Source organism: Achromobacter sp. SD115, from assembly GCF_017355315.1.
In the GTDB taxonomy this organism is placed as follows: domain Bacteria; phylum Pseudomonadota; class Gammaproteobacteria; order Burkholderiales; family Burkholderiaceae_B; genus Achromobacter; species Achromobacter xylosoxidans_B.
The window spans coordinates 245,710-268,144 of sequence record NZ_JADIJM010000005.1 but is presented as its reverse complement, the minus strand read 5'-3'; the positions used below and the strand labels follow the sequence as shown (position 1 = coordinate 268,144).

Sequence of the window (22,435 nt, the reverse complement as noted above, 5' to 3'; positions counted from 1 at the left end):
ATGACCATGGTTCAGGTGACATTGGAAGTAAACGGCAAGCGCGTGTCGCACGAGGCGCCCGCGCGCATGCATCTGGGGGATTTCCTGCGGGATCAGGCGCGCCTGACCGGCACCCATCTTGGCTGCGAGCATGGCGTCTGCGGCGCCTGCACGGTGCTGGTGGACGGGGCGCCGGTGCGCTCCTGTATCTCGTTCGCGGTGGCCTGCGAAGGGCGGCAGGTGACCACCATCGAGGGCTATGACGCCGATCCGGTGATGCAGCGGCTGCGCGCCGCCTTTACCAAGCACCACGCCTTGCAATGCGGCTATTGCACCCCGGGCATGCTGGCGACCTCGCGCGATATCGTGCTGCGCTTGCCGGATGCGGACGAGAGCCGGGTGCGGGTGGAGCTGTCCGGCAATCTGTGCCGCTGCACCGGCTACATGGGCATTGTCGCCGCCGTCATGTCGGTGCTGGCCGAACTCCGGGACCAGCCCGACCCCGCGGTGCAGGCGCTGCGCGCCGCCCAGGCGCAAGGGCGCGGCGCCGCGCCCGCAGCAGAAAAGCCAGTGGCTTTCGCGGGTTTCACGCCGGCGGCGGCCAGCCAGCCCGCTACGAGCGCGGCTGCGGCGCCGACTCCGGCGGCCGCGCCCGCCGCCGCGGCGGGCAAGAAGGAAGGCCGCGGCAGCCAGATCGACGGTGGCTTCAAGGTGCCGTTCCCGGCCGCCGAGGTCTGGGCCTTCATGGTGGATCTGCCGGCGTTGGCCAGTTGCCTGCCGGGAGCCTCGATCGAGGAACACGAGGGCGACCGGGTCAAGGGCAAGATCGCCATCAAGTTCGGACCCATGTCCGCCGCCTTCAACGGCGCGGCCCGCCTGGAACGCGACGACGCCGCCATGCAGGCGGTGTTCCGCGGGGCAGGGCAGGACTCGCTCAGCCAGTCGCGCGCCAACGGCGACATCACCTATCGCCTGGAAGCGCTGTCGCCCACCGAGACGCAGGTCCACGTGAACCTGCTGTATTCGCTGCAGGGGCCGCTGGCGCAGTTCTCGCGCTCCGGCCTGGTACAGGACTTCGTGCGCCGGATGATCGCGGACTTCGGCAACAACGTCACCGCCCGGCTGCGCCGGCCCGCCGCGGCGGGCGAGGCGCCGGCCCAGGCCAGTTTCAATCCCACGGCCATGTTCTTCAGCGTGCTGTGGGCGCGCATCAAGCGGTGGTTCGGCCTCGGCGGCTGAACGCGCCAGGTAGTGCCGGTGGCCGCGTGAGCGGCCGCCCATGTCGACTCAAAACGGGGAATATCATGCTCGCGGTATTCGCAAGGAATTGGCGCAACGCATTGTTGGGCCTGGCTGCTGTTGCGCTGAGCGCGCCCGCCTGGTCGCAGACCCTGGAGCCCTTGAAGGTCCGGCTGGACTGGACGCCCTGGGGCGTGCACGGCGCTTTCCATCTGGCGCAGCAGAAGGGCTGGTACAAACAGGCCGGCCTGGACGTGTCGCTGGAGGACGGCAACGGTTCGGTGACGACGGTGCAGATCGTCGGCGCCGGCGACAGCTTCGACCTGGGGCATGCCGCGCTGGCCTCGGCCATGATCGCTCGCGAGAAAGGCATGCCGGTGAAGGCGGTGGCGGTGTTCGCCAGGCAGAGTGACATAGGCCTGTTGGTCCCGTCCGACGCCGGCATCACCGGACCCGCGCAGCTCAAGGGCAAGAAGGTGGCCTATACGGCGGGTTCGCTGGAAGCGCCATTCATCGACGCTTTCCTGGCTGCGGGCAAGCTCAAGAAAAGCGATCTTGAACTGATCAACGTGGACGCCGCCAGCAAGGCGTCGACCTATGCGGTGGGCAGGGCCGACGCGGCGTTTTCCACCATCCCGTTCTTCCTGCCCGTGGTGTCGCAGAACCGCCCCTCCAGCGCGGTGCGCTTCGCCGACTTCGGCTTGAACATGCCCAGCTTCGGCCTGTTCGCCAATGAATCCAAACTGGCGCAGCGGCGCGACGCCATCGCGCGCTTCGCCAGCGTCAGCGCGCGTGCTTGGGAATACATCTACGCGGGTCACCAGGACGAGGCGGTCGCCGCCATCCTGGCGCAGCGGCCGCAGGCGCGGCTGGACAAGAAGGTGCTGCGCGGCCAGATCGACGCCTTGCAGCCGTATTTCGGCCAGCCGGCGGCGGGCGCGCGCCTGGGCACGATCGTGCCGCAGGACTGGACCCAAGCCGTCGCCACCCTGTCGACCGTCGGGCTGATCAGCGCCAACGCCCAGGCCTCCTCGTTCTATGCGCCCGATCTGGTGCATCCGGAACGCTACGACAGCCTGGTGCAGCCATGACGCAGTGGGCCGTGGCCGCAACAGACGTGCGCAAGCGCTATCCGGGCGCAGCGGGCGTGGAGGCGCTGGCGTCGGTGTCGGTCGACGTGCCGCGTGGCCGCTTCGTCAGCATTCTGGGGCCCAGCGGCTGCGGCAAAAGCACTTTCCTGCGCTGCGTAGCCGGCCTGGAGACTGTCTCCAGCGGTGACTTGCGGGTGGAAGGCGTGCCGGTGCAGGGGCCGCCCGCCGGCACGGGCATGGTGTTCCAGCGCGACGCGCTGCTGGAATGGCGCAGCGTGCGCCGCAATATCCTGCTGCCGGTCGAGCTCGCACACAAGCCGGTGGCAGCCTATGCCGACAAGGTACAGGCCTTGCTGGCCCTGACGGGCCTGGAGAAGTTTGCCGATAGCTATCCGCGCGAACTGTCCGGCGGCATGCGCCAGCGCGCGGCGATCTGCCGGGCGTTGGTGGACGACCCCAAGCTGCTGCTGATGGACGAGCCCTTCGGCGCGCTGGACGCGCTGACGCGCGATCAGATGAACGTCGAACTGCAGCGGATCTGGATGGAGACGCGCAACACTGTGCTGTTCGTGACGCACGGCATCGCCGAGGCGGTGTTTCTGGGCGATGTGGTGATGGTGTTCTCGCCGCGCCCGGGCCGCATCCTCGAAACCATAGAGATCGACCTGCCGCGGCCCCGGCCGCTGGCGCTGCGCGAAACGCCGCAATTTGGCGAATACGTGCGGCACATCCGCGGCATGTTCGAGAGCATGGGCCTGATAGATGAAGGCGCCCGCGCCGCATCCGGCCTGGAGTCGGTCCAATGAGCGCGCTCTTGAAAGGGGCGGGCCGGCGCATGGCGGGGCTGCTGTCGGTGCTGGTGTTCCTGCTGCTGTGGGAGGCTGCGGCCCGGATCTTCCAGGTGCGCGCCATCATGCTGCCGCTGCCGGGACAGGTGGCCCTGGAACTGGCGGCGGAGTGGAGTTGGTACGCCGGCCATGCCGCCTACACGCTGATGACCACGCTGGCCGGCTTTGCGCTGGCGGTGGCGGCCGGCGTGGCGATCGCCGTCATGCTGGTGGGCTCGCGCTGGTTCGAACGTTTCGTCTATCCCTTGATCGTGGCCCTGAACAGCGTGCCTAAGGTCGCCATCGCGCCCTTGTTCGTGATCTGGATGGGTACGGGCGCAGAGCCCAAGATCGCCATCGCATTCCTGATCGCCGTGTTCGCGATGATCGTGGACACCGTCCACGGCCTGCGCTCGGTGCCGCAGGACGTGCTGGACTTGGGCCGCGTGCTGAAGGCGTCACGCCGCGATTTCTTCTTCAAGGTGCGGCTGCCCAGCGCGCTGCCCTCGATCCTGGCGGGCATGAAGGTCTCGATCTCGCTGGCGCTGGTGGGCGCCATCGTCGGCGAGTTCGTGTCCTCGCAGCGCGGATTGGGCTACGTGATCATGAGCGCCCAGGGCACTTTCGACACGGTGCGGGTGTTCGCCGCGATCTTCGTGCTGGCCCTGATGGGCATGCTGCTGTTCGCCTTGCTGGTGTGGCTGGAGCGGCGGCTGACGCCCTGGTTGCGGCACCACCGCGAAGACGATTGACAGGTTCAAGCCCGGCGCACCACGGGCTGCGTGTGGGGCAGGTGCGTGATTAAAAACGATTCTGGGGAAAACAGATGCAAGCACTACTTGCCTTGTCGCGTGGCATAGACGCGATCAATCTGCGCATGGGCCGGGCTGTGTCCTGGGTCACGCTGCTGGTCGTGCTGGTCAGCGCCGGCAACGCCATCATGCGCAAGATATTCCACGACAGCTCCAACGCCTGGCTGGAACTGCAGTGGTACATGTTCGGCGCCATGTTCCTGCTGACGGCGGGCTACACCCTGCTGAAGAATGATCACGTCAGGGTGGACATTATTTCCTCGCGGCTGTCGCGCCGCGCCCAGATCGGGATCGAGATCTTCGGCGTGCTGTTCTTCCTGCTGCCGGCCTGCCTGCTGATCATGTACCTGTCCTGGCCGGTGTTCATGGATTCGTACCTCAGCAATGAGCATTCCTCCAACTCGGGCGGGCTGATCCGCTGGCCGGTCAAGCTGCTGATTCCGGTGGGCTTTGCGCTGCTGGTGCTGGCCGGCGTGTCGCACCTGATCAAGTGCGTGGGTTTCCTGATGGGACGCTGCCGCGATCCGCGCGAACGCGAAGGCGCCAGGAGCGCCGAAGAGGAACTGGCAGAAGAAATCGCCCGCGAGGCGCAGGCGCGCGAAGCGGCCGCGCAGAACGAACTGAACAACAAGGGCCGCTGATCATGGAGTTTCTCATTGCCAATCTGGCGCCGATCATGTTCGCGACGCTCATCATCTTTCTGCTGCTGGGCTTTCCGGTGGCGTTCGCGCTGGCAGCCAACGGCATCCTGTTCGGCCTGGTCGGCATGGAGCTGGGCCTGCTCACTTCCTCGTTGTTCCAGGCGCTGCCGCAACGGGTGTTCGGTATCATTTCCAACGACACGCTGTTGGCGGTGCCATTCTTCACATTGATGGGACTGGTGCTGGAGCGGTCCGGCATGGCCGAGGACCTGCTGGAGACCATAGGCCAGCTGTTCGGCTCGATTCGCGGCGGCCTGGCCATCGCGGTGGTCTTCGTCGGCGCGATGCTGGCCGCGACCACGGGCGTGGTGTCGGCCTCAGTCATCTCCATGGGCCTGATCTCGCTGCCCATCATGCTGCGCAACGGCTATGACCGCAAGCTGGCCAGCGGCGTGATCGCGGCGTCGGGCACGCTGTCGCAGATCATTCCGCCTTCGCTGGTGCTGATCATCCTGGCGGACCAGCTCGGGCGTTCCATCGGCGACATCTACCGCGCCGCCATGGTGCCGGGCTTCATCCTGGCCGGCCTGTACATCGTCTACGTTGTCATCATGAGCCTGCTGAAGCCAGATTCGGCACCCGCGCTGCCGGAAGAGGCGCGCCGCTTCCAGGAGCCGAACGGCGGCCGCGGCGGGCGTTCGCTGCTGGTGCTGATGACGATTTCCGCCGTGTCAGCCTACTTCCTGGGCCTCTGGGTCGAGAACAACACGGCGCCGATGGACGAGCGCATCGTGGTGGCGCTGCTGTTCTGGGGCGCAACCGCCTTCGTCATCGCCCTGGTGAACAAGGCGCTGGGCCTGGGCCTGCTGTCGGCCCTGGCCGAGCGCGTGACCTTCGTGATGATTCCGCCGCTGGCGCTGATCTTCCTGGTGCTGGGTACCATCTTCATCGGCGTGGCCACGCCGACCGAGGGTGGGGCCATGGGCGCGGTGGGCGCCATCCTGATGGCGGTGGCGCGCCGCCGCCTGTCGCTGGACCTGCTCAAGCAGGCCATGGACACGACCACCAAGCTGTCCTGCTTCGTGGTGTTCATCCTGGTGGGCTCCACCGTGTTCGGTCTGACCTTCCGCGCCGTCAACGGCGACCTGTGGGTCGAGCATCTGCTGACCGGCCTGCCGGGCGGGCAGTGGGGCTTTCTGATCGTGGTCAGCGTCCTGACCTTCGTCCTGGCCTTTTTCCTGGACTTCTTCGAACTGGCGTTCATCATCGTGCCGCTGCTGGGACCGGTGGCCGACAAGCTGGGCATAGACTTGATCTGGTTCGGCGTGATCCTGGCCGTCAACATGCAGACCTCGTTCATGCACCCGCCGTTCGGCTTTGCGCTGTTCTATCTGCGGTCCGTGGCGCCGCGGGACCGCTACAAGGACAGGGTCACGGGCAAGATGATCGAACCGGTCACCACCGGACAGATCTACTGGGGCTCGGTGCCGTTCATCGTGATCCAGCTGCTGATGGTCGCCGCGGTGATGGCCTTCCCCGGCATGGTGATGCATTACAAGGGAACGGCCGCGGTCGTCGATCCGAGTTCGGTGTCGCTGGAGGTTGGGGGCAGCGGCTACGGCGCCAGCGCCTACGGCACGGATTCCAACCCGTTCAAGTGAGGCATAAGGGGCGCCAGGCGGCGCCCCTTGATCCTCAGGGCTTGACCGCGTGCGTCGCCAGGAAGGTCGGCAGGAACCGGTCGATCAGGAAGCGCGGTTGGGGCTGTTCATCCTCATAGAACCCTTTGAGCAGGAACCCGGCGTCCAGCTGGCCGCCGATCTGTTCGCCCAGGCTGTGTCCGAACACCAGGGCCTCGCCCTGGCCTTGCTTCTGCGCCAACTCCGGCGCAGTCAGATCGCGCACATCGGAGTAGGGCAGCTTGAAGCGTGGGCGGATCAAGCCTTGTTCCGCCAGTTCCGGCGCGCGGTCGCCGACGAACACGACCGGGTTGTAGAAGCTGCTGAGCAGCCTGCCGCCATGCTTGAGCACCCTGAAGCACTCGCGCCACACGGGCCGCACGTCGGGCACATACAGGTTCGAGATCGGATGCACGATGCAGTCGAAGGACGCGTCGGCGAATGCCGAGAGGTCGCGCATATCGCCCTGCACGGCCGTGAGCGCCAAGCGATCGCGGCGCGCAACCATTTCATCCTGGGCCAGCTGTAGCGGCGACGCGTCGAACACGGTCACCTCGGCGCCGGCGGCGGCCAGCACGGGCGCCTGCTGGCCGCCGGCCGAGGCCAGGCACAGGATGCGCGGTGCCGGGTTCATGGCCGGCAGCCAATCCGCGGGCAGGGCGCGCGGCGTGATGTGCACCTGCCAGTCGCCGCGGCGCGCGGCCTGGATGGTTTCGGCGCTTACCGGTTGCGACCAGGCGCATTGCTGCGCGGCCTGGCGGTCCCAGGCGGCGCGGTTGTGGTGATAGATATCGATGGTATCGGTCGCAGGCATTGTGCTTTCCTTCTGTGGAGGGGGAAAACTGCCGATGCGCGGAATCCGCGAGCCTGAGCCTTGCAGGGGGCAATCCGCGGCGCGCCGATAGCGGCCGGGTCCTGCATGAGATCAGAATGGAACAAGCAATGCGGCTCGCGCGCCAGGCAGCGAGGGGAGGCAAGATGCGCATGGGCATCCCGGCATTTACTTGTTCACTCTGAGTGCTCCGGTGGATGTGGGAGAGGGTTGCAAGCTTAACCCGGACGGCGCGGCGAGGACAAATGGCTGCCCGCCGCGGTTCGTTGCATGACCGTCGCGCTGTTATGCGCTGCGTTGCGCCGTGATCACATGCGCCTGGATCTTTCCGGCGATGGGTCCCGCGCCGTGGCGCGCGCGCAGCGCTTCGGTCGCGACATTGACGGCCTGCTCCAGCATGCCCGCGCCCCGGGCCTCGATCTCGTTGCGCAGCGGCGTGCCTTGGCAATAGGCGATGGCAGCCGTCTGGGGCGTGTCCGCGCGACTCTCGAAGGCAACGGTTTCCAGCGTCTGCCGGCCGGTGAATCCGGCGCGGGCCAGGTCGGCTTTGATGACGGCCGCGTCGTAATAGCCATGCGGAATCCGGCTCATGAACCTGGGAGGATCGCCGGGGAACAGCCGAGCCAGTGCCTGTTCCACCGTATCGGCAAACGCGTTGTCCTCGATGCGGTCCCAGACGTTGAACAGGAAGGCGCCGCCCGGCCGCAAGACCCGGCGCGCCTCGGCAAAGGCCGCCGCCTTGTCCGGCAGGAACATGTAGCCGAACTGGCACACCACGGCATTGAAGGACTGGTCCTCGAAAGGCAGCTGCAAGGCGTCGGCCTGGCGCCAGCTCACGGCGCGGCTGGCGCCCAGGCCCTGGGCCTGCTCCAGCATGGCTTGGTTGAGGTCGGTCGCGACGATGGCCGAGGCGGCGGGCAACTGCTCTGCGAGCTGGCGCGTCACCGCGCCCGTGCCTGCGGCGATTTCCAGGACGGCCGCGGGACGCAGCGCCGCCGCTCGGCGGGCGAGGTCTATGGCATAGGGTTCGAAGATGAGGGGAACCATGTACCGCTGATAGAACTGGGGGATGGATCCGGAGAAGACTCGATCGCCAGGGGAGGTGTTCATGATGTTCGACTCCAAAGCGGCCGCGCGGGGCGGTCTTCAGACTGAACGCAGCCGCGTCCGGCGGCTGGGAAACTCTATTTTAGGCGTGGCGAGACCGCCTGGCGACAGACGCTCGGCATGGACCTATGCCCCCAATCGCGCCTGTTCCGCCGCCAGATACGCATCCCGCGACGGCAGCAGGTGTTCCCGGCACAGCGCCATCAACCCCTCCCGGTCGCCATCCCGCAGCGCGTGGATCATGGCCCAGTGTTCCTGGCGTGCGCGTTCGCGGTAGCCGGCGGCGGCCAGCGAGCCAAAGCGGATGGGATGGGTGCGGCGGGCGTATTCCTGGATGGCCTGGCCCAGCACCGCGTTGTCCAGCAGGCCGAAGAACTCGCGGTGAAAGCGCTGGTTGCTGCGGAACACGCGGCGCGCGTCGCCGTCGGCGACCGCCGCATCGTGTTCGCGTTGCACGGCCACCAGCGCCGCCAGCCGCGTTTGCGGCACGGGCAACGGGATCTGGCTGGCGGCATGCACTTCCAATACCTGGCGCAGCGCATACAGCTCCATGACTTCGCGCACCGAGTACGCGCGCACCACTGCGCCGACGTTGCGCTTTTTCTCCACCACGCCCAGTGTCTCCAGGTCCGCGAGGACCTGGCGCACCACGTGGCGCTTCAGGGCGAAGCGCTCCATCAGTTCGTCTTCGGTCAGGCGCTGGCGCGGGTGCAACCGGCCGAAGACGATGTCTTCTTCCAGGATGGCGACCGCGGCCTGCGCGGCGTCGGGCGTGATGGCATCCATGGGCCTGCCTACTTCTTCGGCACGGTGTCGTGGGTGACGCCGGCGCGCAGGAAGTCGAAGTCCACGCCCTGGTCGGCCTGGGTCACGGTCTGCAGGAACAGCTTGCGGTAGCCGCGTTCGGCCGTGGGGCGGACCATGGGCCGGGCCGCGGCGCGGCGCGCCAGTTCGGCGTCGTCCACCAGCAGCGCGATCTCGCGCTTGGCCACCGACAGGCGGATGCGGTCGCCGTTCTGCACGTAGGCCAGCGGGCCGCCGATGGCGGCTTCGGGCGTGACGTGCAGCACGATGGTGCCGGCCGCGGTGCCGCTCATGCGGCCGTCGGAGATGCGCACCATGTCTTTCACGCCGGCGCGCGCCAGTTTCTTGGGGATGGGCATGTAGCCGGCTTCGGGCATGCCGGGCGCGCCGGTCGGGCCGATGCGCTTGAGCACCAGAATGTCGTCGGCGGTGACGTCCAGCGCCTCGTCGTCGATGCGCTGCGCCATATCCTCGGCGTCCTCGAACACTACCGCGCGGCCTTCGTGTTCCATCAGCTTGGGGTTGGCGGCGGATTGCTTGATGATGGCGCCGCCCGGGGCCAGATTGCCGCGCAGCACGGCCAGGCCGCCCACGGGGTAGATGGGCGAGGCCGCGGTGCGGATCACGTCCTGCGGGAAGGCGGCAGGGGCATCGTCCAGTTCCTCGCCCAGCGTGCGGCCCGACACGGTCAGCGCGTCCAGGTGCAGGTAGGGGCGCAGTTCGCGCAACAGCGCCGGCATGCCGCCAGCGTGGTGGAAGTCTTCCATGTAGTGCTGGCCCGAGGGCTTCAGGTCCACCAGCACGGGTGTCTCGCGGCTGATGCGGTCCAGGCCGGCCAGGTCTATGTCTATGCCCAGGCGGCCGGCGATGGCCGTCAGGTGCACGATGCCGTTGGTGGAGCCGCCGATGGCCAGCAGCACGCGCAAGGCGTTCTCGATGGATTTGCCGGTGAGGATGCGGTCCGGCGTCAGGCGTGCAGCGGCCATGGCGACCGCCGTGGCGCCCGTTTTCTCGGCGACGCGCACGCGGTCGGCGGTGACGGCCGGGGCCGAGGCGCCGCCGGCCACCATCATGCCCAGGGCTTCGGTGATGCAGGCCATGGTGCTGGCCGTGCCCATCACGGAACAGGTGCCCACGCTGGCGACCAGCTGGTTGTTCACGTCCGCGATCTCGGCCGCGTCGATCTCGTCGGCGCGGTAGCGGCCCCAGTAGCGGCGGCAGTCGGTGCAGGCGCCCACGCGCTCGCCGCGGTGCGAGCCGGTCAGCATCGAACCCGTGACCAACTGGATGGCGGGCACGCCGGCCGAAGCGGCGCCCATCAGCTGGGCCGGCACGGTCTTGTCGCAGCCGCCGATCAGCACCACGGCGTCCATGGGCTGGGCGCGGATCATCTCCTCGGTGTCCATGGACATGAGGTTGCGCAGGTACATGCTGGTGGGCTGGGAGAAGCTCTCGTGCACCGAAATGGTGGGGAAGTCCATGGGCAGGCCGCCTGCCAGCATGACGCCGCGCTTGACCGCCTCGATCAGTTGCGGGGCGTTGCCGTGGCAGGGGTTATAGCTGCTGCCCGTGTTGACGATGCCGATGATGGGGCGCGACAGGGCGTCGTCGGTATAGCCCGCGCCCTTGATGAATGCCTTGCGCAGGAACAGCGAAAAGCCGGTGTCGCCGTAGTTGGTGAGCCCGCGGGCCACGCCGCGCGCGGCCGCGCCCGCACTGTCGAAAGGGCCTGCTGCGGGTGCGCCGTTGTTGGTCTCGTCCTTCATTTTTGATCTCGATAATATTATTGATAATCTGATGGCGGCATCATATCCAGCCTTTGAAAGCGGCGGCAAGTGATTTATCAGCGCTGTTTGATTGATCTTTTTTATTGATCAGTCGATAGAAAAATTCTGCTTCTTCAATCAAGTTTCGGCACCTACACTGGCGCGGTTGACGAGCCGGGCGTCCGTTTCATTCCTATACCCATCCCGGCAGGAGACCTACATGTCAGACCTGCGTCTGCGGCCGCGCCGCGCCGTGTTGTTTTCCCTGCTGGCCTTGTGCGCTGGCGTATCCGCTCCCGCCCTGGCCGCCGGCGCCTACCCCGACAAGCCCATCCGCATGATCGTGCCGTACCCGCCTGGCGGCGCGACCGACGTGATCGGCCGCGTGCTGGCGCAGGAACTGACCGGCGCTTTGGGGCAGTCGGTGATCGTGGAGAACCGCGCCGGCGCCGCCGGCAACATCGGCGCCGATCAGGTGGCCAAGGCACAGCCCGACGGCTACACGCTGCTGATGGGCGCGTTGACCAGCCATTCCATCAACGCCGCGCTGTACCGCGGCCGCGTCACCTACGACGTGGAGAAGAGCTTCGCGCCGGTTTCCATCGTCGGCACGGTGCCGCTGGTGTTCGTGGTGAACCCGTCGGTGCAGGCCAAAACGCTGGCCGAATTCATCGCGCTGGCCAAGTCCAAGCCCGGCTACATCACCATGGGTTCGGCCGGCAACGGTTCGCCCCAGCATCTGGCCGCCGAAATGTTCAAGCGCACCGCCGGCGTGGAAGTGCTGCACGTGCCTTACAAGGGTAGCGGTCCGGCCATGACCGACCTGATGGGCGGGCAGGTGCTCAGCATGATCGAAACCGTGCCCGCGGCGCAGGGCAGCATCAAGGCCGGCAAGCTGCGCGCGCTGGCGGTGACGTCGGCTGCGCGCGTGGACGCGCTGCCGGATGTGCCGACGGCGGCCGAGGCGGGCCTGAAGGATTTCGAGGTCAGTTCGATGTTCGGCATCGTGGCGCCCGCCAACACCCCGGCGCCCGTGATCGAGCGTCTCAACGGCGAGCTGAAGAAGATCCTGGCCAAGCCCGAGGTCAAGGCCTCGCTGCTGAACCAGGGCGCGATCGCCACCTGGACCACGCCGGCCGACGCCAGCGCTCGCGTCTCGGCCGAGCTGGCTCGCTGGACCAAAGTCATCGATGAAGCGGGCGTGAAGGGGGACTAAACCTCCCAAGGTTGCGGCTTTACGTCATACGCCGGAAGTTCCGCTTGGAACTCCCGGCGATTTTGTTTGCGCGCACGGTCGAGAAAGACGCAACAAGGCTTGCGTGCCTGGCGTAGAAGACGCATTGAAAAAACTGCACATGCAAAGATTTGCGCTATGAACCACCAATGGGGACGCAATAAACCGCAACAAAGGCTGCGCGAGATTGTATACAGTGGTTGACCCCGAATAGACTAGGCCGTAATGTACTTTGCGGGCCTTCCCAGGGCGGCAGAAGGGGGATAACAATGACAGACGACCAGGACGAAAAGTCGATTCTGTACACGCATTTTGGAACGCACAGTCCTTATTGGCGCCTGTCCGCCGATAGCGACGCGTTCGAACTCGCAGCGGTCAAGGGCGCGGCCAACATCGCGATGGCGCTGCGCCCGGAACAGGCCGAGACGATACGCAGCCTGACCGGCATCACTTCCAGCGTGCGCATCGACATCTCGCTGTACGGCGACATGCTGCGGCTCCATCTGGTGGGCCGCAAGATCAATCCGAATGAATGGGCGGGCACCGCATCCGCGCATTCCGATACCGAATCCGTGGCCAAGGATCTGGTCGAGGGCCTGTCCTTCGCCGAGACGGTGGTGTCCGAGGCCAACTCGGTCATCGTCATCGTCGACCAGAACGGCCGCGTGCAGCGTTTCAACAAGCTCAGCGAGGAATACACCGGCAAGCGCGAGCAGGACATCATCGGCCGCAGCGTCTTCGAAATGTTCATGACGCGCGAAGAGGCGATCGCCTCGCGCCGCAATATCGCCGAGTTCTACAAGCGCGGCCAGTCCTACGAGGCCGAGCGCCTCATCAATACGGTCAAGGGGCCGCGCCTCTTCCTGTTCCGCAACAAGTTCGTCACCAGCGGCAGCGGCGAAAAGCGCGTCTACCTGATCTGCTCGGGCACCGACATCACCGAGGAACGCCAGGCGCAGGAGCGCCTGCGGGTGTTGGCCAACACCGACATGCTGACCAACCTGCCCAACCGCCACGCGATCACGACACGCTTGAAGACGGCGCTGGCGGCGGGCCAGGACGGGCGGGGCGGCGTGCTGTTCCTGGACCTGGACAATTTCAAGCGCATCAACGACCACTATGGCCACGGCTTCGGCGACCGCCTGTTGAAGTCGGTGGCGGTGGCGATTTCCTCCTGCCTGTCCGAAGGCCAGACCCTGGCGCGGCTGGGCGGCGACGAATTCATCGTGCTGCACGAAGCCGCCCAGACCTGGGAACTGGAGGCCACCGCGCAGCGCATCATCGAGCGCCTGCGCGAGCCTTTCCGCCAGGGGCTGATCGAGGTCTACACCAGCTGCTCCATCGGCATCGCCATGTATCCCGAGCACGGCGCCGACCTGGACAGCGTGGTGCGCAGCGCCGACATCGCCATGTATGTGGCCAAGGAAGCGGGGCGCCATACTTACCGCGTGTTCCAGCCCGAGATGGACCGTCGCAACGCGGACTACGTGTGGCTGGACACCAATCTGCGCAAGGCCCTGGCCGAAGACCATCTGATGCTGTACTACCAGCCCAAGCTGGCGGGGCGCAACGGCGAGGTCGACGGGGTCGAAGCCCTGGTGCGCTGGCGCTCGCCGGAGCGCGGCATGGTCGGCCCCAACGTCTTCATTCCCTATGCCGAGGAATCGGGCCTGATCTCGCCGCTGGGCGTGTGGGTCATGCGTGAAGCGGCCAGGCAGGCCGCGGCCTGGAAGCGCGACGGCCTGAACATCCGCATTGCCATCAACGTGTCCGCGCGACAGTTGAACGACAAGGGCGTGGTCAGCGACTTCATGCGCGCCATCAACGACGCCAGCCTGGATCCCTGCCTGCTGGACATCGAATTGACGGAAAGCTGCCTGATCGACGACGAGGGCGCCGCCATCGAACTGATCAAGCAATTCCGCCAGTTGGGCGCGCGCGTCCATCTGGACGATTTCGGCACCGGCTATTCGTCGTTGTCGCAGCTCGCCCGCATTCCGCTGGACGCGATCAAGCTGGACGCCAGCTTCGTGCGCGGCGTCAACGAGAACCCGGTGTCGCAGGCGCTGGCGCGCGCCATCGTCGCCGTGGCGCGCACGCTGGAACTGAAGGTGATTGCCGAGGGCGTGGAAACCACCGAAGAGGCGGTTTTCGTGGACACCCTGGGCGTGGACGCGAAGCAGGGCTACCTGTACGCCAAGCCCATGCCGGCGGCGGAACTCAGCGCCTGGCTGGCCCAGCGTCGCCGGCTGCATCTCATCGCCTGAGGCAGCCGGCTTCACGCTAGCGCGTCAATGCATGGTGGCTTCCAGCGCGGACTCCGCGCTGGAAGAACTGCGGCGGTTCTGCGCCATCACCAGGCGCTCCATGTAGGCGCGGTCCTTCGGGTCGATCGAGAACGCGGCTTCGACCCAATCCTCGGTAATGTCCATCAGCTCCGAACGCGGCAGGCTCAGCACGCGCTGGCGCGCGCGCAGCATGGCGCGCATGCCGTTGAGCTTGGGCCGCATCACGTCGATGAAGGTGCGGGTGGCCTTGTAGGCATCGCCCGGCTCGAACAGCACATCGACCAGGCCCCTGCCATGGAACCATTCGGCGGTGTGCGATTCGCCCGTGCTGATCAGTTCTTCCGCCAGCTTCATGCCCGAGCGCCGCGCCACCAACGAGTAGCCGCCCATGCCGGGGAAGAGGTTGAACGCCATTTCAGGAAAGCCCATGCGGGCGGTGTTCTGCGCCAGCACGAAGTGGTGGGCCAGCGCAGCCTCGAAGCCGCCGCCCAGGGCGGTGCCTTCGATCATCGCCAGCGAGATCGCGCCGGTGTCGAAGCCGCGGGTGGCGGCATGCACGCAATCCACGCAAGCCCGGGCGTACGCCCGCAGCGCTTCGCGCTTGCCGGTGCGTATGGCTTCCGCGAAGAAATTCAGATCGCCGCCCACGTTGTAGATCTGAGGGACGAGCGAGCCGGTGACCCAGAAGTCGATGGGCAGGCCGGAGTCCTTGGCGGCGCGCGCCAGGGTCATGATCTCGTCGATCAGTTCATGGTTGAAGCACGGACGCGGTTGAGCGCGAAGCATCATCCACATGACCCGGCGTCCCTCCTCATAAAACGCCGAGAGCTGCTTCAGGTTGCCCGCGGCGGTGAAGGGGTGGCAATCCGGATGAATGAGTTGATTCATTTACTTTCGTCCAATTGATCAAGGTGAGTCGGAGTACTACGGGGTCAGCCTAATACAGACCTTCCGGCTTCCGTCTCATGCAAACCTCGTCCAGCTGGCCAGACTTGTCCGTAAGTCAAAGGCCCGAGTGATCAGTGGAGAAAAGCATTCAGCGCGCGCGGCCGCTCAACCCATCAGGCGATGGCGGTATGGGTAAAACGGATGAGGGATACACGCAAATTCGCGGCGATCCGGGCGATGCGCCGCGCGCGCGCCTGCGGCTGCGCGCTCATGCGTAGGGATGAGGGATGGCGCGGCCGGACGGCCGCGCGCGGGCTTGCGTTCTGCGGTTTGGGAATGCGCCGGTTCAGGCGACGCCGCCGTTGGCGCGCAGGATCTGGCCGTTGACCCAGCCGGCGTCGGGGCCTGCCAGGAACGACACCACATTGGAGATGTCCTCGGGCTGGCCCAGCCGTTCCAGCGGCGGCATCTTGGCGTAGTGCTCGATCAGCTCGGGGCTCTTGCCGTTGAGGAAGAGTTCGGTGGCGACGGGACCGGGCGCCACGGCATTGACGGTGATGCGGCGTCCGCGCAGTTCCTTGGCCAGTACCTGGGTGAGGCTTTCCACCGCTGCCTTGCTGGCGATGTAGACGGAGTAGTTCGGCAGGTTGAGCGCGATGGTGGTGCTGGACACGTTGACGATGCTGCCGCCATCGGCCAGCCGGGTGGCGGCTTCGCGCAGCGTGTTGAAGGTGCCGCGGGTATTGATGCCGAAGGTCTGTTCGTAGAGTTCGTCGCTGGTTTCGGCCAGCGGCACCATCTTCAGGATGCCGGCGCTGTTGACCAGCACGTCGATGCGGCCGAGGCCGGCTTCGACCTGGTCGAACATGGCGCGCACCTCGGCGGCCTGCGACACGTCGGCGCGCACGGCCAGGGCGCGGCCGCCAGCCGCGCGGATTTCATAGGCCAGGGCCTCGGCTTCGGCGGCGCTGGAGGCGTAGTTGATGGCGACGGCGTGGCCGTCGCGCGCCAGGCGGCGGACGATGGCGGCGCCTATGCCGCGCGACCCGCCGGTGACGAGCGCAATGCGTTGCGTGGCCAGGGTGTTCATGTGGTGTCTCCGATTGGATAGGGGGTGAGGCGTATCTTGAACTATTCCAGAAGAAAGATAATTACTCTATATTCGCTAACATAATTTCATTTGTATTAATAATAGGCGGCAGGGCATGGACCGGTTCCAGGAAATGCAGGTGTTCGTGCGCATCGCCGAAAGGCGCAGCTTTTCCAAGGCCGCCGAGGACCTGCAGATCCCCCGTCCCACGGTCACCAATCTGGTCAAGCGGATGGAAGCGCGCCTGGGGGCCCGGCTGCTCGAACGGACCACGCGCCAGGTGCGGCTCACGCACGATGGCGAGGCCCATTACCGGCGCTGCGTGCGGCTGCTGGCGGATCTGGAGGAGGCCGATGGGGCCTTTCTGGATACCTCGCCCAAGGGCCTGCTGCGGGTCAATGCGCAGGGCACGCTGGCCCGGTTCTTCGTCATGCCGGGCCTGCCCGCGTTCCTGGAACGCTACCCCGACATCGTGCTGCAGTTGGGCGAGGACGACCGCCTGGTGGATCTGGTGCGCGAAGGAGTGGACTGCGTGCTGCGCACCGGCGCGCTGCAGGACTCGTCGCTGGTGGGGCGCCAGATCGCGCTGATGCCTCAGGTGACGGTGGCCAGCCCGGCCTATCTGGCGCGCTTCGGCGAGCCCCGGCGGCTGGAAGACCTGGAAGGCCATTGCGCGGTGGACTATCTGTCCAGCGCCACGGGACGCAGCCTGCCGCTGGATTTCATGGTCGCTGGGCGCAACGTGCAGATGCGGCCCAGGGCCGTGGTCAGCGTCACCGGCGCGGAACTCTATACCGGCGCGGCGCTGGCCGGCCTGGGCCTGGTGCAGGTGCCGCGCTACCGCGTCGCGCGCGAACTGGCGGCGGGTGAATTGAAGATCGTGCTGCCCGACGCGCCGCCCGCGCCCATGCCCGTGTCGGTGCTGTATCCGCAGAACCGCCAGGTATCGGCGCGGGTGCGCGTCTTCACGCAATGGCTGGCGGAGATCATCGCCGCCGGCCTGGCTCAGACGATGCCGGTCAGGTAGTACACCGCGATCGCCAGGAAGACCGAGGTGGTCGATATCAAGGTGATGGCGAAGATGTCGCCATAGGATTGGCGGTGCGTCAGGCCCGTGACCGCCAGCAGGGTGATGACCGCGCCGTTGTGCGGCAGCGTGTCCATGCCGCCGCTGGCCATGGCGGCGATCCGGTGCAGCACTTCCATCGGGATGCCCGCCGCGTGGGCGCTATCGATGAAGGTCTGCGCCATCGCCGCCAGCGCAATGCTCATGCCGCCAGAGGCCGAGCCGGTGATGCCGGCCAGCGAGGTCACGGCCACCGCTTCGCCCACCAGCGGATCGGGGATGGCCTTGAGCGCGTCGGCGACCAGCAGGAAACCGGGCAGGGCGGCGATGACGCCGCCAAAGCCGTATTCCGCCGCCGTGTTCATCGAAGCCAGCAGGGCGCCGGACACCGCGTTCTTGCTGCCTTCGGCGAAGTGCGCCTTGATGCCCCGGAACGAGAACAGCAGGATGGTGACGATGCCCGCGATCAGCGCGCCCATCACCGCCCACAGCGCCACCTGGTCTTCGGCGTTGACAGGCATGGGCTTGGGCAGGCCAGGCAGCGCGACTTCGGAGCCGGCCGGATACCAGCCCGGAATCCAGCGCGTGAGCAGGTAGTTGGCGACGCCCACCACCACCAGCGGCAGCAGCGCGATCAGCGGATGGTGTTCGCGTTCATTGGGCGGCGTGACCGGTTCGTTGCGCAGCTCGGTGCCGTAGGTCTCGCCGGCGGCGGCCGCGCGCTTGCGCCGCCATTCCAGATAGGCGATGCCGGCGGTCAGCGTGAAGCAGGCGCCGATCAGGCCCAGCCAGGGCGCGGCCCAGGTGGTGGTTTCGAAGAAGGTGGTGGGGATGATGTTCTGGATCTGCGGCGTGCCGGGCAGGGCGGTCATGGTGAAAGTGAACGCGCCCAGGGCGATCGCGCCCGGCATCAGCCGCTTCGGAATGCCGCCCTGGCGGAACATCTCGGCCGCGAACGGGTACACCGCGAACACCACCACGAACAGCGACACGCCGCCGTAGGTCAGCACCGCGCAGACCAGCACGATGGCCATGATGGCGCGTTCGGCGCCGATCAGCCGCAGCACCGCCTGCACGATGGCGCGCGAGAAGCCCGACAGTTCGATCAGCTTGCCGAACACGGCGCCCAGCAGGAACACGGGGAAGTAGAGCTTGGCGAAGCCCGCCATGCGCTCCATGAAGATGCCCGAGAACACGGGCGCCAGCGCCGACGGGTCGGTCAGCAGCACCGCGCCCATGGCCGCGATGGGCGCGCACAGAATCACGCTGTAGCCGCGATACGCCGCCAGCATCAGAAATGCCAGCGCCGCCACCACGATGAACAATCCGGTCATTCGATACTCCAGGAATGAAGAGATAAGGGGTGGGAACAGGGCCTACACCTTACCGCATGAAACCGGATGTCTTGCTTGCAGCGGCCGGGATTCAGCGTTCCAGCAGCGCCTGCGCCTGGCGCGCGATGTCCAGGTCGATCGCGGCATCCTCGCCGCCGCCCATAAACCAGGCGGCAGACAGTCCGCACCAGGCCAGGATCCACTGCAGCAGCCGGCGGCGCTCCAGGCCCGACTGCGCAACGACCAACTCCAGCCGCCGTTCGAAGCGCCCGGGCGCGATCGCCACGGGTGGAACCGGATCCGCCAGATCCGGGTTGCAGAAGATGTTGGCGTAGTCGAAGGCGCGCTCGCCATGCAGGCGCTTGGGGTCGATGACCAGCCAGCCACGCTCGCCGAAGTCCAGGATGTTGTCGTGGTGCACGTCGCCGTGCAGCACCGTCAGGTCGCGCGGACTGTCGAGCAGGGTGCGGGCGTGGCGGGCGCTGTGCGCCAGGATGCCGCCTTGCGCCCGGGCCATGGGCCATAGTTCCTCGAACCATTCCTCCAGCGGGCGCAGCCCGGGCAGGGGCCGGGCGCGCGGCGCATGCAGATCCTTCAGCACGCCGCAGATGATGCGGGTGGCCTCGTCGTCGCGCCCGTTGCGGGCGTATTCGGCCAGCGAGCGCGTGCCGGTGGCCCGCTCCAGCAGGATGGCCTCGCCGTCATGGGCCAGCACGCGCGCGGCGCCCTGGCCGTCCCACCAGCGCATCAGCACGCCGCCTTGTTTCTCGTCTTCTTCGTGCGAGACCTTGAGCATGGCGGGCTGGCCGCGATGCCGCACCGGCAGCAGCTGGGCCGCGCGGGTGACGATGGGGGCGCCGTCGGGCAGCAGTTGCCAGCGGGAGAGGTAGGTCTCGAACATGGGGGCGTGAAGCGCTTCGGAGGCTTCTATAGTAGTGCCCGGCGCGCGTCCTCCGCCGGCCTGGCCTGCGTAGCGCCTTGGCGTGGCAGCAGGGCGGTGACCGCCGCCGCTACCCCGTTGCCCGCCGCGCTGGCGATGATGGGCAGCAGGTAGGAACCGCTGAGGTCATAGGCATAGCCAGCCGCCACCGGCCCGATCAGGGTGCCGAACGCCACGCTGGTGTAAAGCGCGCCGATGATGCCGCTGACATGGCGGCCGCCGAAGTAATCCATGACCACCGCCGGCATCAACGCGACCCAGCCGCCGTAGAACGCGCCGAATACCAGGGCGAACAGCGCCAGCGTCCAGAACTGGCCGCAAACGCCCCACAGCGCCAGCGTTGCGGCCATGCCGGCATACATCGCGGCGAGCGAGGCGCGCCGGCCCAGGCGGTCGGCCAGCGTGCCCAGCAGGAACCGGCCCGCCGTGCTGCCCACGCCCACCATGCCCAGCAGCAACACCGCCAGTCCGGGCGCGATGCCATGATCCAGCGCGTATGGAATGAGATGCACGAAGGGTACGAAGACGCCGAAGGCGCCGGCCATGCTAGCCAGGTACAGCAGGACGAAGGCCTTGCTGCGGATGGCGGCGCGCACCGGCATGCCGGGCGGCGCGGATGCCGCTGTTGCGCAGGCAGGCGCGGCGTCGCCGTCGGGTCGCAGGCCGCGATCCTGCGGCGAGTTCTCCACCCAGAAGGCCGCTGCGCAGCCCAGGACCGCCACCACGGCCGCCAGCACCAGATAGGCGGCGCGCCAACCCCACAGCGCTATCAGCGCGGAAGCCAGCGGCGGCACCAGCAGCGTGCCCACGCCTATGCCGCTGACGGCCAGCCCCGAGGCCAGTCCGCGCCGGCGCAGGAACCAGCGCTGTACCGCGCCTATCACCGGCACGTAGGCGCAGCCTACGCCCAGCCCGACGCCCAGGCCGTAGGCGAGGTAGATCTGCATCATGTTCTGCGCGGCGCTGGCGAGCGCCAGGCCCAGCGCCACCAGCAGCATGCCTATCCATGCCATGCGGCGCGAACCGTAGCGGTCCGCCAGGGGGCCGCTGACCACGCCGAAACCGAAGTAGAGGCAGCCCGCCAGCGAGAACACCAGCGACACCGCGCCGCGCGTGGCGGCGAAGTCGCGCTGCAAGGCTTCGACGAAGGCGCTGAAGGAATAGGCGCTGCCGAAGCCCAGCAAAGTAATGACGAAGGCCGCCGCCACTACCCGCCAGCCGTGGAAGATCCGGCCGGCGGAGGCTGGGGCAGCGTCGTGTTGCGCACGCATGTTCATCGTCGGCCTCACGTCGCTGGCCGGCGCAGGTGCCAGCCCGTGGCCGCCTGGAATGCCGCGCCCAGCCGGAACAGCACAGGCTCGCCCAGATGCGCCGCCACCAGTTGCAGCCCCATCGGCATGCCGGCCTGGCACTGGCCGGCGGGCAGCGTCAGGCAGGGATGGCCCGTCATGTCGAACACGCAGGTATAGCGCTGCAGCGCTTCGACCAGTCCGGGCTGCTGGCCCAGCACGCTGATGGCGCCCAGGGTCAGCGGCGGCATGGGCTGTACCGGCGTCAGCAGCGCGTCGACCTTGGCGAACAGTGCGTCGACCTGGCCGCGCATGGCCATGCGGCGCAACAGGATGCGCTGGTAGGCCGGGCCCGACAGCGCGTGGCCCGCCTCGATCACGCCGGCCAGCACCGGTCCGTATTCCGCCTTGCGCGAGGGATAGGTGGCGGCGTGCGCAAGGGCCGCTTCCACCGCGCAGAGCGGCGCCCAATCGCGCACGGCCTGCGCGGCGTCATCAGAGGGGAAGCGCAGCGGCACCAGGGTCGCGCCCAGCTGTTCGAAAACCTGCATGGCCGCCGCCATCATGCGCTGAGTCTGCGGATCGACCTCGCTGGCGTTCCAGTCCGGATCCACGCCGATCCGCAAGCCGCCGACCGGGGTTTCGGCTTCCTGCGCGTAGCGCGGGACGGGCGCCTGCAGTGCCGTTGGATCCGCCGGGTCGGGGCCGGCGATCGCCTCCAGCAGTACCGCGGCGTCCTGCGCGCTGCGCGCGATGACGCCGGCATGATCCAGGGACGTCGCAAGTTCGAATACGCCGTGGCGGCTGACGCGGCCCCAGGTGGGCTTGATGCCGGTCAGCCCGGTGGCGGCGCAGGGCCAGCGTATGGAGCCGCCGGTGTCCGACGCGGTCGCACCAAAGCACAGGCCCGCAGCCGTCGCCACCGCCGATCCGCTGGATGAGATGCCGGTCCAGTAATCCGCGTTCCATGGGTTGCGCGGCGGCGCGACGCTCGGGTGGTGATCGGAGTACGCGCCTTCGGTCATCTGCAACTGCCCCAGCAGCACCGCGCCCGCGTCGCGCAGGCGGCGGACTACGGTGGCGTCGTGATCCGCGGGCGTGTCGCGGTGGATGGCGGTGCCGGCGGCGGTCGGTACGCCTTTGCGGCGGAACAGGTCTTTCAGTCCGATGGGCACGCCATGCAGGGGGCCGCGATAGTGTCCTTGGCGTATCTCGGTTTCCGCGGCCTGCGCCTCTTGCAGCGCGGACGCCGCCGTCACGCAGGCATAGCTGCGCAGCTCGCCGTCCAGAGCCTCGATCCGGTGCAGCTGCGCGCGCGCGATCTCTACCGGCGAGACCTCGCCGGACCGGATCAGGGCGGCGACCGCGAGCAGGTCCAGGTGGTGCAGGCCGGCTGTTTCCTTGATATTTTTCGTATAGTTCATCTATTCTTTATAGAGCTTGGATCCAATAGGAAGTGTTCAAGTTAATTCCTATAAGACGGCAAGACAAACCACGATTTCTATCTTGAATAGATTAGAAAAACTAAA

General features: G+C 67.2%; 19 protein-coding genes. 9 read left to right on the top strand and 10 right to left on the bottom strand.

Features of this window, described 5'->3' with window-relative positions; translation table 11 throughout:
- The 6 genes from IPU70_RS09790 (at position 1) to IPU70_RS09765 (ending at position 6,250) form a co-directional block, all read left to right on the top strand.
- Positions 1-1,218 carry a 2Fe-2S iron-sulfur cluster-binding protein gene (locus tag IPU70_RS09790; RefSeq protein ID WP_207466853.1) on the top strand — a complete coding sequence of 406 codons (1,218 nt, stop codon included), beginning with the start codon at positions 1-3 and terminating at the stop codon, positions 1,216-1,218.
- A gap of 65 nt (positions 1,219-1,283) precedes the next feature.
- On the top strand, positions 1,284-2,309 hold the full coding sequence (locus IPU70_RS09785; RefSeq protein WP_207466852.1) for an ABC transporter substrate-binding protein: 1,026 nt from the start codon (positions 1,284-1,286) through the stop codon (positions 2,307-2,309).
- A complete protein-coding gene (locus tag IPU70_RS09780; RefSeq protein WP_207466851.1) occupies positions 2,306-3,115 on the top strand; it encodes an ABC transporter ATP-binding protein in 810 nt (269 codons plus the stop codon). The genes IPU70_RS09785 and IPU70_RS09780 overlap by 4 nt, the downstream gene beginning before the upstream one ends.
- Positions 3,112-3,888: an ABC transporter permease gene (locus tag IPU70_RS09775; protein WP_207466850.1), complete on the top strand. Its 777-nt coding sequence runs from the start codon at positions 3,112-3,114 to the stop codon at positions 3,886-3,888. Before IPU70_RS09780 ends, IPU70_RS09775 begins: the two co-directional genes overlap by 4 nt.
- A 74-nt stretch (positions 3,889-3,962) precedes the next feature.
- Complete coding sequence (locus IPU70_RS09770; protein WP_207466849.1) at positions 3,963-4,589, top strand: TRAP transporter small permease subunit; 627 nt, start codon at positions 3,963-3,965, stop codon at positions 4,587-4,589.
- Between the two features lie 2 nt (positions 4,590-4,591).
- Positions 4,592-6,250 carry a TRAP transporter large permease subunit gene (locus IPU70_RS09765; protein ID WP_207466848.1) on the top strand — a complete coding sequence of 553 codons (1,659 nt, stop codon included), beginning with the start codon at positions 4,592-4,594 and terminating at the stop codon, positions 6,248-6,250.
- A 34-nt stretch (positions 6,251-6,284) separates the two neighbouring features.
- On the opposite strand, the gene IPU70_RS09760 is transcribed toward IPU70_RS09765, so the two are convergent.
- The 4 genes from IPU70_RS09760 to IPU70_RS09745 all read right to left on the bottom strand — a co-directional run bounded on the left by IPU70_RS09760 (position 6,285) and on the right by IPU70_RS09745 (position 10,777).
- On the bottom strand, positions 6,285-7,082 hold the full coding sequence (locus IPU70_RS09760) for a class I SAM-dependent methyltransferase (RefSeq protein WP_207466847.1): 798 nt from the start codon (positions 7,080-7,082) through the stop codon (positions 6,285-6,287).
- 303 nt (positions 7,083-7,385) lie between these two features.
- Complete coding sequence (locus IPU70_RS09755; protein WP_207466845.1) at positions 7,386-8,210, bottom strand: class I SAM-dependent methyltransferase; 825 nt, start codon at positions 8,208-8,210, stop codon at positions 7,386-7,388.
- A 123-nt stretch (positions 8,211-8,333) separates the two neighbouring features.
- Positions 8,334-8,993: a GntR family transcriptional regulator gene (locus IPU70_RS09750; protein WP_207466843.1), complete on the bottom strand. Its 660-nt coding sequence runs from the start codon at positions 8,991-8,993 to the stop codon at positions 8,334-8,336.
- An 8-nt stretch (positions 8,994-9,001) separates the two neighbouring features.
- Entirely contained in the window at positions 9,002-10,777 is a 1,776-nt protein-coding gene (locus tag IPU70_RS09745; RefSeq protein WP_207466841.1) for an IlvD/Edd family dehydratase, read from the bottom strand.
- A 220-nt stretch (positions 10,778-10,997) separates the two neighbouring features.
- Between IPU70_RS09745 and IPU70_RS09740 the strand changes: the two genes are divergently transcribed.
- Both IPU70_RS09740 and pdeR read left to right on the top strand, forming a co-directional pair.
- Positions 10,998-11,993 (top strand): tripartite tricarboxylate transporter substrate binding protein, encoded by a 996-nt coding sequence (locus IPU70_RS09740; RefSeq protein WP_207466839.1) that lies wholly within the window; start codon positions 10,998-11,000, stop codon positions 11,991-11,993.
- Positions 11,994-12,280: 287 nt separating this feature from the next.
- Positions 12,281-14,278 carry a cyclic di-GMP phosphodiesterase gene (pdeR, locus tag IPU70_RS09735; RefSeq protein ID WP_207466837.1) on the top strand — a complete coding sequence of 666 codons (1,998 nt, stop codon included), beginning with the start codon at positions 12,281-12,283 and terminating at the stop codon, positions 14,276-14,278.
- 24 nt (positions 14,279-14,302) lie between these two features.
- Here pdeR and IPU70_RS09730 read toward each other — a convergent pair whose 3' ends face one another.
- Together IPU70_RS09730 and IPU70_RS09725 are read right to left on the bottom strand one after the other, a co-directional pair.
- Positions 14,303-15,187, bottom strand: a complete 885-nt coding sequence (locus tag IPU70_RS09730; protein ID WP_013393130.1) for a crotonase/enoyl-CoA hydratase family protein — start codon at positions 15,185-15,187, stop codon at positions 14,303-14,305.
- Between the two features lie 346 nt (positions 15,188-15,533).
- Positions 15,534-16,277, bottom strand: coding sequence for an SDR family oxidoreductase (locus tag IPU70_RS09725; protein WP_207466836.1), 744 nt, complete (start codon positions 16,275-16,277; stop codon positions 15,534-15,536).
- Positions 16,278-16,392: 115 nt separating this feature from the next.
- Here IPU70_RS09725 and IPU70_RS09720 point away from each other — a divergent pair, with 115 nt between their 5' ends.
- Positions 16,393-17,304, top strand: a complete 912-nt coding sequence (locus IPU70_RS09720) for a LysR family transcriptional regulator (RefSeq protein WP_207466834.1) — start codon at positions 16,393-16,395, stop codon at positions 17,302-17,304.
- Here the strand turns inward: IPU70_RS09720 and IPU70_RS09715 are convergent.
- The 4 genes from IPU70_RS09715 to IPU70_RS09700 form a co-directional block, all read right to left on the bottom strand.
- Entirely contained in the window at positions 17,283-18,677 is a 1,395-nt protein-coding gene (locus IPU70_RS09715) for a GntP family permease (protein WP_207466832.1), read from the bottom strand. The genes IPU70_RS09720 and IPU70_RS09715 overlap by 22 nt on opposite strands.
- Positions 18,678-18,768: 91 nt before the next feature.
- Positions 18,769-19,578, bottom strand: a complete 810-nt coding sequence (locus tag IPU70_RS09710) for an aminoglycoside phosphotransferase family protein (RefSeq protein WP_207466830.1) — start codon at positions 19,576-19,578, stop codon at positions 18,769-18,771.
- 26 nt (positions 19,579-19,604) lie between these two features.
- Positions 19,605-20,894 (bottom strand): MFS transporter, encoded by a 1,290-nt coding sequence (locus IPU70_RS09705; RefSeq protein WP_207466828.1) that lies wholly within the window; start codon positions 20,892-20,894, stop codon positions 19,605-19,607.
- A gap of 8 nt (positions 20,895-20,902) precedes the next feature.
- Positions 20,903-22,330 carry an amidase gene (locus IPU70_RS09700; protein ID WP_207466826.1) on the bottom strand — a complete coding sequence of 476 codons (1,428 nt, stop codon included), beginning with the start codon at positions 22,328-22,330 and terminating at the stop codon, positions 20,903-20,905.
- Between the last annotated feature and the right edge of the window lie 105 nt (positions 22,331-22,435).